The 10644-nt window shown below is 40.2% G+C and carries 9 protein-coding genes and 2 pseudogenes; 8 read left to right on the top strand and 3 right to left on the bottom strand.

Features of this window, described 5'->3' with window-relative positions:
- Window positions 1-90: 90 nt before the first annotated feature.
- Window positions 91-252 (top strand): annotated as a pseudogene (locus tag CL42_RS09360) (IS6 family transposase); the annotation flags it as partial.
- 41 nt (window positions 253-293) lie between these two features.
- Here the strand turns inward: CL42_RS09360 and CL42_RS09355 are convergent.
- Complete coding sequence (locus CL42_RS09355) at window positions 294-596, bottom strand: helix-turn-helix domain-containing protein (protein WP_001140620.1); 303 nt, start codon at window positions 594-596, stop codon at window positions 294-296.
- Window positions 589-945: a type II toxin-antitoxin system RelE/ParE family toxin gene (locus CL42_RS09350; protein ID WP_035267533.1), complete on the bottom strand. Its 357-nt coding sequence runs from the start codon at window positions 943-945 to the stop codon at window positions 589-591. The genes CL42_RS09355 and CL42_RS09350 overlap by 8 nt, the downstream gene beginning before the upstream one ends.
- A 720-nt stretch (window positions 946-1665) precedes the next feature.
- Between CL42_RS09350 and CL42_RS09345 the strand changes: the two genes are divergently transcribed.
- From CL42_RS09345 to CL42_RS09325, 5 genes are all read left to right on the top strand, one after another.
- Window positions 1666-5385, top strand: a complete 3720-nt coding sequence (locus tag CL42_RS09345) for an ATP-binding protein (protein WP_035267531.1) — start codon at window positions 1666-1668, stop codon at window positions 5383-5385.
- Between the two features lie 24 nt (window positions 5386-5409).
- Window positions 5410-6042, top strand: coding sequence for a condensin complex protein MksE (locus tag CL42_RS09340; protein ID WP_004676008.1), 633 nt, complete (start codon window positions 5410-5412; stop codon window positions 6040-6042).
- Window positions 6039-7283 (top strand): hypothetical protein, encoded by a 1245-nt coding sequence (locus CL42_RS09335; protein ID WP_005100615.1) that lies wholly within the window; start codon window positions 6039-6041, stop codon window positions 7281-7283. The genes CL42_RS09340 and CL42_RS09335 overlap by 4 nt, the downstream gene beginning before the upstream one ends.
- Window positions 7274-8140 (top strand): hypothetical protein, encoded by an 867-nt coding sequence (locus CL42_RS09330; protein ID WP_004676005.1) that lies wholly within the window; start codon window positions 7274-7276, stop codon window positions 8138-8140. The genes CL42_RS09335 and CL42_RS09330 overlap by 10 nt, the downstream gene beginning before the upstream one ends.
- Before the next feature lie 322 nt (window positions 8141-8462).
- A complete protein-coding gene (locus CL42_RS09325; RefSeq protein WP_035267527.1) occupies window positions 8463-9080 on the top strand; it encodes a HEAT repeat domain-containing protein in 618 nt (205 codons plus the stop codon).
- A 180-nt stretch (window positions 9081-9260) separates the two neighbouring features.
- On the opposite strand, the gene CL42_RS09320 is transcribed toward CL42_RS09325, so the two are convergent.
- Window positions 9261-9569: a hypothetical protein gene (locus CL42_RS09320; protein ID WP_035267521.1), complete on the bottom strand. Its 309-nt coding sequence runs from the start codon at window positions 9567-9569 to the stop codon at window positions 9261-9263.
- Between the two features lie 188 nt (window positions 9570-9757).
- Between CL42_RS09320 and CL42_RS09315 the strand changes: the two are divergent.
- A pseudogene (locus CL42_RS09315) lies at window positions 9758-10449 on the top strand (metallophosphoesterase).
- Window positions 10450-10479: 30 nt separating this feature from the next.
- Window positions 10480-10638: a hypothetical protein gene (locus CL42_RS09310; protein ID WP_212771594.1), complete on the top strand. Its 159-nt coding sequence runs from the start codon at window positions 10480-10482 to the stop codon at window positions 10636-10638.
- The last annotated feature ends 6 nt before the right edge of the window (window positions 10639-10644 follow it).

Raw genomic sequence — 10644 nt, 5'->3', positions numbered from 1 at the left:
TCTAGACCTATGCTTTTTTCAAAAAATCGGCACTGTTGCAAATAACCACGAATGGTAAGCTGAAGACTGTTTTAGCTAAAGGTGCAGCATATGAATCCTTTCCATGGTCGGCATTTTCAGGGCGAAATCATTCTTTGGGCTGTGCGCTGGTATTGTAAATATGGCATTAGCTATCGTGAACTGCAGGAAATGCTGGCCGAACGGGGTGTGAATGTTGATCACACGACTATTTACCGTTGGGTTCAACGTTATACGAATCTAAAAATGGGAGCCTATAGCTCCCATTTTTATTGTTAAACGTTGAATCCTATATGTTTTCCTGTTGGAAGCTCTACATCAATACGGAGCTTCCCACCCATTGCCTCAACATACTTTTTCATGGTTGAAATCTTAAGATCATTGCCACGATTTTCTATTGCTGAAAGCGATGGCTGTTTTATTCCCAAAGTTTCAGCAAGCTCTTTTTGAGAAATTTCGAGTTCTTCACGAATAAGATGAAGCTGATTTTCTAGCAGTAATTCATCAGCCATTTTTTGAATACGGGCTTGGCTCTCTGGAGAGCGGCTAGCTAACAATTCTTGCAGAGTCTTAGCCATTAGATTTATCTCCTAGGGTAGTGAGATGAAGTTGGTATTGTTCATCTGCAATATCCAGCATGTCTTTATAAAAACGCTTTTTACCGCCTTTATCAGCAATACATAGAACAATAGCCTGTCGTAAGGGATCAAATGCGAGGAAAGCTCTTAAGGGTCTACCGCGATGTTGAACAGGCAGTTCTTTCATATTGGTAAATTTAGACTCATACACAGTATCTACTAAAGGACGGCCTAAACTCGGTCCCTGCTGCTGTAGAACAACCAGGGCAGCTAGGACCTTCTCTTGTGTAGGTTCATCTTGCTGTTCAAGCCACTGATTAAATAGATCTGTCGTAATGACTGTCCACATACCACAACCAAAATATAGATTATAGTCTATATTTTAGGGGCATTATGTTTGTTTTGCAAATGAGAAAGGATAGGCAATAAAAAAGCCCGACATCCTGCCGGGGTTTTTCATATTGGGTTGCTAAGTATGACTCCTGTCTTACCTCACGTTCCTGGTGCGATCTTTCTTATTCTTGTTGTTTGGAACATCCTGTTCTCTATGGCTTCATCATAGGAAAATTCCACTGTTCCAGGTAGCCGCAAAGAGCCGAGATTGTTGTGCGCCAGGGCGTACAAAATAGCCTAAATTTCATCCACAGTAATTGGGGATAGTTTTCGCCCTGGAAGAGCTGAGAACATTGGGAAAATGCCAAAATTGATCATTTTCTATACAGAATTATTGGCAAGAACTATCAAAACTGCTCATAAAAAAGCCGACTTGTTTCAAAATCGGCTTTTTGCTCATTTTTGCATTTTTCTGATTTTAATAAGTTGCTGATATTTCAATTAATATACAAGTGTTGTAAGCCCAAAGTAGAAATGTCCGGTTTCTCCAAAGTAAAAATGTCCGCTTTTAGAATATGCGCTTTTGCAATTTTCTTAGCGGACGGTTTGATATGTTGGTGTCTATGTCGGATAACCGCCATTATATTTAATAAAAGTATAAGATCAGGGAAAGTTACAGTTTTTATTTAAAATTAAAGTATCCATTAGACTTATGAATATTTATAAAAGGTATATAATGAGTATTATTAACCCTCAAGAAACCTCTATGAAAGGTTTACAGTCAATCATTCTTTATGATTCTTTTCTTTCATCTAAACTATTCCGAGTTGATATTAGTGGTGGTCATACAAACATTACCGGTATCAACGGTGCAGGGAAAACCTCATTCCTGAACCTGATTCCTATTTTCTTTGGTGCCTCACCAAATGGGTTAATAGAGAAAGCTGCAAACAAGAAAAATTTCGTAGACTACTATTTGCCGAGCAGTCGAAGCATGGTGATTTTTGAATACCTTGCTCACTCAGGTACAAAGTGTGTGGTGCTGTATCGCAATAATAATCAGGGCAAGCACAACTACCGATTTGTTGATGGATGCGCGGAAGATACGCTATTAAGTGAGAGCAGTCTGGAAATCTTGGGTCTTTCTCAGAATGTGAAAGACGTATTTGATCAGGTTTATAAATCTGGCGTTGATGTGAGCCGTCAGATCGACAGCATCCCTGAATATATCTATACGCTGACTGCAGATAAATCACGACTGACAGGTGAAAGAAACCTTCGTGATTTATGCAACCGCTATTCACTGTCTGGAAGCAAACAACAGCTAAAATTCCTGAGCAATCTGACCCAGGTAACGATTAACCAGAACAATGTTGTCTCAAACTTCAAAACCATGTTAATTGAAGCGTATTTGGACAACGAGAAAATCAAAACAAAACCAACCTCTACCGCAGATTGGTTAGCAACCATCAATGATGTGAAAGCCTTACAAAGCCTTCAATCGGAAAAGCAGAAGATTATCTCTGGCATTCAGTTAAAGAATGCGGTCTTAGCCTCCTTTAATGCGCTTCATGCACACCTGTTGGTACTCCGGGACCATGTGGTGAACTACGAGCAGCAGATCAGTTCGATAGAGCATGAAATCTATGCGGTAAAGAACAAAGGGAATGAGACAGTCCGTAACCTGAATAACCAGATTGTACAAGTCAAAGAGCTGATTGCAGTAAAAGAAAAGTCTGCAGGTAACTTTAAACAGGCAATTCATGATATTGAAGTTGCGGAAAGACGTTATCAAGACATGAATATTTCCGTCATGGAACAGGAATATAAGAAACGTGCGCACTACTTCAACGAGATTGAAGAAGCGAAGAAATACAAACAGTTTTTGACTGAAAGCTACGAAAATATCAACCGCGAGTACGACAAGCATTCAGCAGATTTGCTTCGTGAAAAAATGGCATCCAGTGAAGCCCTTAATGCTGAATCTAACGAGGTTCAGGAGGCAATCAACCAGTTGCGAAACCGCTTTGATCTCAAGGTGAAAGAGCTTGAGCGCAAACAGGCTGAACAGCTCCAAATTCTTGATCAAGAAATTTCCAGTGAACGTCAAAGGCTTCTGGATATCCAGTCAGCAGCTATGGAGCGCATGCACCAATCAACACTGTTTACGGATGAAGAAAACCTACAGCTACAGCGCCTCAAGTTGGCTTATGAAGTCAAAGAGAATACCTTGTCTGCAAAGTCTGACGAATTGAAAGCGGCTCAAAACAAGCTTAAACAACTTAATTTTGATCAAAACAAGGCGCAGTATGATCTTAATGGATTAAAAGCCAAGCTTGAGAAAGCCAAGCAGTCAGAAGAGAATCTGCGTACAACCCTGTTCCAGAAAGACACCTTGCTACGGTTCCTGAATGATGCACTGAATGAAGATGTGGACTGGCGTACTACCATTGCGAAGGTCATCAATCCTGAGCTTTTCTTCAAAACCAACCTGAACCCTGTCTGGCAAACTGGCGTGAATGCCAATGCGCTAAGCCTCTATGGTCTTGAAATAGACCTGAACAAGTTGGAGATTCCAGGGGAAGCCGACAGTCTTGAGCAACTACAAATACGTCTGAAAGATGCCGAGATTTACACGGCTTCTTTGGTTGAGCAGTACGACAAGCAATCGCATCTGGCTCAGTCCATCCATAGAGAGATCAACGAGACCAATATTGCAGTTGTTAAACTCGAAAATGAGTTAAATACCCTGCAAAACGAGAAGCAGCAAGCCCGACAGGTTTATGACCAGACTGAGAAAGAGCTGAAAGCGAAGAAGGCAGAAGCTACACGTATTGAGCAAGAAGCTGTAAATAGAGCGAAATACGAGCTGCAAACTTTCAACAATCAGATTGAGCCGAAGAAACGTGGTGAGCTTCGATCAGCCAACATGCTTGAAAAAAATGGCTTAAAGGAGAGCTATGATGCGTCCTATGCAGACTTGCGTATCAAGCTTGACCTGATTGCCACAAAGGAAAAGCAGCTAGAGAGCAGCTATCAAGCCAAGATGGATGATTTGACCAACCTGTATCACAGCAAACTGCGTGAGCAAGGCGTGGATGAAAATATCCTGAAACAGGCAGAAATGAAGATCAAGGCTGCGATTGCACAGCACACCAAAGTCAAAGGCTATGAAAGCATTTTGGCTGAGTACGATATGTGGAAGAAAAACCACTATCAGTACAAGCAGAACCATATCGAGGACATGAACCAAGCTCTGAAACTTGTATCTGAATACAGCCACAATCTTTCCAAACTGGAAAGTGAGCTTGAACAAGTCCGAACCTCCCTTCGTACAAGAGTGGACAATCTTGAAGCGAGTGCACAAGATTTCAGGGAGAAAATCAAAAAGCTGGATAAACAGGGGCGTGAAATCGAAAACCTGTTCGATGACGATATCCTATTGGTAGAGGTAGATCGACCTGAGTTTTTAAGCTTCGACAGCTTCTCTCGTGATCTGGGTACGTTGGCTGATACACAGAAGAAACAGATTTATCAATTACGCTTGCAGACAAACGCTTCTAAGGCATTACTGCGCAAATATGAAGCCTTCTCTCTGTTCAAGCTGTTTGAGGAAAAGATGGAGAGTATGGGGACTACCAGTGAAACCATGAACACCATTAACTCCATGTCTACCATCGAAAGCATCATGGACTACGACTTGCCGAAAAAGCATGATGCAGTCACAAACATTTTCCGTAATAAATCGGCTCAGTTGCGTAACTATATTCAGGAAATCCTTAATCTAAATAAGCGTTTAAAGAGCGTATCTACGGAACTGTCTGGCTACCTGAACCGTAGCAACAAGTTCAAGGCATTCACTGACTTCTCAATGAATCTGGAAAGTGTGCTGAATGACAAGAACACCCTAGATCAGCTCAATCAGTTTGTTTTGCAGTGTGAGGACTATCAATCCTTTGAAAACATGCAAAGCAGCTCCATTCCGAGCGAGGATTTCATTCGTTGCTGTGAATACACCTTAAAGGCAATTGAAAGCACCAAAGGACATACTGATGATATCCGCTCTATGGTACGTCTGAAAATGAGCGTGATGAACAATGGTCGTCTTGCCGAGCTGCGTACTGACAACGACTTTACCAGTGCAGGGAGTACAGGAACGTCACGTATTCTGGTGCTGATCATGTTCCTCGCATTGTCACGGAAGTTATGCCCTGATAACTCGACCTACATCCATATCCCGCTTGACGAGATTGGCAACTTTGATGCGATCAACACCAATTTGCTGTTCGACATGATGGACCATAACAAAATCTATCTGGTCTGTGCTCAACCGGAAAATTCAACCTCTAACCACAAGTTTAAGAATCTCTACATTGTTGGAGCCAATGGTGTCAGCACTGTTGTTCCACTGGAAATCGAAGGCGATAACCCATTGCTTGCAGCAGAACCAGTCTAATAGGGAAAAAGTGGAGAATTTTAAATGGCTGATAAACGATTAACAAAAGTAGCGACCAAATTATTAGAAGGTTATCTAATTGACCAGTGGAGTGATTTTGAGAACTTTGAGTTTTTGAATGATGTCGAATTTTTAGATCAACTAAACAACCATATTAGTTTTCTAGGCAAAAAGTGTATTCAGACACCGTGCGGTGGTGGGTATTTCCTGATTTACCTTGATATTGAAAGTGACCCTGAGATCAAAAAGGTCATCACCAAACAGTTTGAGGAAAACGTCAGCAAAATGGAGCCACTTGTGGACTGGCTGCGACTGTTCAGAAAGGCAGGGGGGCGCAATGAACCTCTGATTGGAGGCGACAGAATTACGTCTGGTGAAATCCTGGTTGAAGTGGAGAAGTCCAAGCATGTCCAAAAAGGGCTAAAAGAACTCTCTGCAAAGTTGGGTAAGACCGCAAGCACAGTGAAAGACCAGATCAACGGTGTTATTCAGTTTTTGGTACAGCGCGAATATTTAGTGCCGGTTGGGGTTGTGGGTACTGAGTTTTTGGCAACTTCACGTTGGTCGATTTTCTACGATGAAGCTGAGTACCTTGCCGAACACAATGCGATTGATATCACTCAAACAGATGATGTGGAGCAGGGCGAGTTACTATGATCGACTTCGTGAATCCGGCTGAACGTGGGGCGAAGGTTTTCTCTGCAAACATTGATGCTATTGCCGAAGCAATCATGTTTACCAGTTCGTCTATTCAGGTCAATGAATCAAACAAATCCTTGATTGATAATTTGCTGTCTTGCGATCTTGGGTATCTGGATGCAGAAAAAAACACGCTGCATCTAAGAAACTTCGTCATTGAGTTTGTGAATTTCTATAAAAACAGAAAGAAACGCAACATTTCCGCACCCGACATTAGCGGTCTGATTGATCGTATCAAAACGGTGAGTACCGACTATGCCTTGTCAAAAGTCGAGGACCCGGAAAGTGCCGAAGTATTAAAGGTTGAAGCAAGTGACCTGATTATTGAGCTTTCAAACAATATCAGCGAGAACATGACCAATTTTGCCGATCAGTGCTTTGAGTATCTGTCGCTGTTCAACAACTACGACATGAAAATGCGTAAGGCTGAACAAAGCTTAAAGACTGCCAAAATGCTAATTACGGCACTGGAAATCCTTTCACCAAATACGATGGATGAATTGGCGGTAGGTGATGCAGACTTGCAGAGAGTGATCTCCAAACGTCTCAAGCCAAGCGTGTTTGAAGCCATTGAAGAAATGAACCACAGCCATCACCGACTGGACAAGCAACTCTTTGAATGGAAAAAGGACATAAAAACCCAGGAGCGAATCAATCTGATTGATGCGCTGCACCGTCATTTTGCCAACAACCGGACGCTGAATGCCGATATTGATTTCAACAAGGCACCTGATAGCTTCCGTCGTGTACCACTTATCAAGCTGAAAGCTCGTGCCGATATCTACCTTGAGGATTTTGAGAACACTTTATCTGCGGTAGCTCAGACAGCCAATCAGAAGCGTGTTAAAAAAGATGGTCCAGTTGTTGAAAAAAAACGCCCACCGGTAGAGAAGGCAACGCATACGATAGTGAAGGCAGTCTCACCTCTGGATAAAGCTGCATTTTTCTTCTTTGACGCTTTTGGCAGTCCGGCAATCAATGAAATATCAGCAAAGAACGCCTACATACGCCTAGAGCCTGGATGCAAATTTGAATACTGGATTAGTCGCCTCCTGTATGAGTTTGAACTCAACCACTCAAACCATCTTGAGTTGCAGTTAGTGGGTGAAACGGATGCTAAATATAATGGCAACTACTACATTTCAGATATCGTGTTTCGTCGCAAAGACAGCAACGGAAAGGTGATGCAATGCGCTTAGGGCAAAGAGAACTCTCAATCATTCAGACGGTTTTACAGCTTAAAACCAGAGTGGTGAAGCTTAACAAGACATGGACAATGCTGAACAAAGACATGCAGATCGGCAGCATCATCAAACGTGAGCTGCATCTAAGTGAATCAGATCTTGATGTGCTTCGGGTTCTGTACGGAAAGCATGTAAAAACGGAGCCAGAGGTAACGTATGACTCCAATGCAGACCGAATATCGCTTGCTGATCATCGTATAGATGAAAAGTCTGGCAATGCCAGCGTTTTCGGTGAGCAGCTTTGGTTTGCTGCGATCAATGCACAACTACCGTTAAAGTCCGGTGAGATGCACATTGCACATCCTGGCGTGACAACAGCCGTGTCCTTAGAGCATCTTGCAGTAGAAAAAATCAGGAAGCTGATCATTATTGAGAATGGCACTATGCTTGTACGGATTTCGGACTGGTATCAGCAAGTTCCACTCGAATGGCAAGACAGCCTATTCCTTTACAGGGGGCATGGTAAGAACTGCCGGTCAGTCAATCAGTTGCTTGAAGTTCTGCCAGAAGAATGTCCGGTAGCGGTGTATACCGATTTCGACCTGTATGGGTTGAATATCGCCAATAATTTCAACCTGATCAGACCAGTCTCTGTGATGGTTCCCCAATGTTGGCAAAGCATTAAAGAACAACACCCTGATAACAACTTCTATAAGTATGTAGACCAGTCAGAGTACATTTCGGATTTGTCGGAAACCGAAGGCATGTCGGAGCCGATGAAAGCGATCTTGAAGCATGTGAACTTCAATAAAGTTGCAGTTATGCAAGAGAACGTGAACCGGCTTGGTCCATTGGTGTGTATAGCAATTTAAGGGCACTGTTGCAAAAGTTCAAGGTGTTACTTTAGACTACACCCTAAAGTAACACTTAAAAGACCCCATAATTTGTGTCTCATTTAAATGAAATTTCCCCATACGTTACATGTAACTTTTAAGTTTTTAACTTATTAATTACAACAAATCGAAATAATCTTCTGGTCGAGAGCAATATGAAAATTAACAAGGTTGGATATAGGCTTTCTAGTTGGAAGTACGATAGATTTTAGGTGTAGGCTTATTCACCTGAGAATTATATTGCTGAATAAGCTGTTACAGATCGGTTTGTACAAAAAAAGCCCTAGGAAAGTATAAATTAATGAATGACAAAGTAGTTGAAGAGTCTGACCTGCAAGAAGAATCTCAAAGAATAGTGTCTGATAAGATATTTGCGTTAACTCAAATTAGGCATGCAAATCCTCTAATTCGTGCTTTGTGTGCCACTTGGGAAGAGTGTGCATTACAGTTAGTTTATGATTCTGACACCTTTGTTCGAATGGAAGGTGTTGCAAAATGGCAAGCATGTGCTGAATTGCTTTTTAATGACAGTGATCCAGTTATTCGTAAGGTTTGTGCAGAAAACCATGAACATCTAGCTGCTAGGCTGATAAATGACCCTGATGAAAATGTTCGTGCAATGTGTGCTAAATGGGAAACTTTAGCTCCGGAATTAATTCACGATCCTAGTCCTCTCGTTCGTCAAAGTTGTGCTGAAAGCTCTCACCATCTCGCCAAACTAATGATTAATAGCTCTGATTGGCAAGTACGTGCAGGTTGTGCAATCTGGGAAGATTTAGCAGTGCAATTAATGAATGATGTCTCTTGGGAGGTGAGAGTTATTTGTGCTCAACACAAAGGGGTAGCAAACCAATTGAGAGATGATGCAGATTGGCGAGTCAAGGTGGTTGCTGACAACTCCTTGAATGATTCTTTTTGACCATTACTTCCTTAACTTTCAATTAGAAGAAAAGGATTTGTGTCACGAAAAATCTTGGAAATTCTTGAACACGCCATTTTTTAAAGTGCTAAGTCATTAATTTTTCTCTGAGCAGAAATTCTGCTCAGGGAATGACTCATTCAATTCATATGGTGTATTTAGGATATGCTGTTTATAAAATCAATATTTATATATTTTTTCAATATTTTCTTGATGAATTTTAAGACCAACTATAAAGAAGAACATAAAAATTATCAGTGGAATAACCCAAAGTCCATGAACTAAGTAGTTAATATTTTCTTCAACAAATTTTCTAAAAATATACTGGCTAAATATCTGAAAATTATAAATACTTTTAAGTATCTGGGGATATAAATATTGAGAAATTGGCATCAATACCATACCAATTCCCCACAAAAAGTATGTAATCTTATATCTATTAAGAATCTCCGCATGAAAATTTAGCCAATTAATAAAATCTTCTTTCATTAATACCTCTTATTTAGTAGTTTTTTTGATTATTAATGATTGGGGATTTATTTGTATATATTTTTAACAATCATTACGACATAAAATGTCGCAAACAAATTTATTTCCTGTATTTTAAGAGAAAATTCCACTTTTAGAGCCTATTATCTTTAGGGAAGTTAGCATGACTATTAAAAATGGGTATAAGTATGAATGTTCCAAATAATTTAGTTAGATGTCTGACCTTTACAAGTGGAACTAACGTTTTTGTAGTAGGGGATATTCATGGCTGTTATTCAATTTTATTTAAAGAGTTAGATAAATTAGGATTTAATTTTCAAAAAGATATTTTAATAAGTGTCGGTGATTTAATCGACCGTGGAGATGAAAACCTGGAATGCATTACTTTACTTGACTATCCATGGTTCCATATGATCAGGGGAAATCATGAAGAAATGTGTATTTTAGGAAGAACCGATAAGTCAATACGAGATATGCATTCCAGGAATGGGGGCGAATGGTTTTATAATTTAAGTGAACATCAACAACAACAAATTGCTCAAAAATTTTCCGAATTACCAGTATTAATTGAAATTAATACTGGTATTAAAAAATTGGATTTGTCCATGCTGACGTAGAAATCAATGATTGGGAACTTCTCAAACAGGATATTCAGAAAGGTAATTATTCAATTCCTGGGGTAACTTCTGCTTATAAAAATGCACTTTGGGGACGAGGTAGATTAAGAAATTATTCTGATCAATATGATGTTGTTACGAAAATTGATGAAATCTATCTAGGGCATACAATCGTACGAGAGCCTGTGCAAATTGATAATTGTTTTTATATTGATGTGGGTTCATTTTACACTAAAAAGTTATTCATTAAGAAAGTTTCATAAATACTTAGTGAAATCGAAAAGGATTGTTGGGTGCTCAATTGTAAAATGATTGAACAATCAATTGGTGATTTAGAGCGTAAACTTAGAAGCGCTAAAAAGTTGAGAGATAAAGGTGGCATAGTGGTTGTTGCAGAGAGTGAATTTTTGTTGACAGCTTACGACTTTGATAGTCGAAAAATGGCATATTAAGGTGAG

It is taken from the genome of Acinetobacter sp. Ver3 (assembly GCF_000632455.1).
GTDB lineage: Bacteria > Pseudomonadota > Gammaproteobacteria > Pseudomonadales > Moraxellaceae > Acinetobacter.
This window is presented reverse-complemented; position numbering and strand designations above follow the sequence as displayed.

Coding starts and splice junctions, on each gene's coding strand:
- CL42_RS09355 (WP_001140620.1), bottom strand. CDS start 596: ATGGCTAAGACTCTGCAAGAATTGTTAGCTAGCCGCTCTCCAGAGAGC.
- CL42_RS09350 (WP_035267533.1), bottom strand. CDS start 945: ATGTGGACAGTCATTACGACAGATCTATTTAATCAGTGGCTTGAACAG.
- CL42_RS09345 (WP_035267531.1), top strand. CDS start 1,666: ATGAGTATTATTAACCCTCAAGAAACCTCTATGAAAGGTTTACAGTCA.
- CL42_RS09340 (WP_004676008.1), top strand. CDS start 5,410: ATGGCTGATAAACGATTAACAAAAGTAGCGACCAAATTATTAGAAGGT.
- CL42_RS09335 (WP_005100615.1), top strand. CDS start 6,039: ATGATCGACTTCGTGAATCCGGCTGAACGTGGGGCGAAGGTTTTCTCT.
- CL42_RS09330 (WP_004676005.1), top strand. CDS start 7,274: ATGCGCTTAGGGCAAAGAGAACTCTCAATCATTCAGACGGTTTTACAG.
- CL42_RS09325 (WP_035267527.1), top strand. CDS start 8,463: ATGAATGACAAAGTAGTTGAAGAGTCTGACCTGCAAGAAGAATCTCAA.
- CL42_RS09320 (WP_035267521.1), bottom strand. CDS start 9,569: ATGAAAGAAGATTTTATTAATTGGCTAAATTTTCATGCGGAGATTCTT.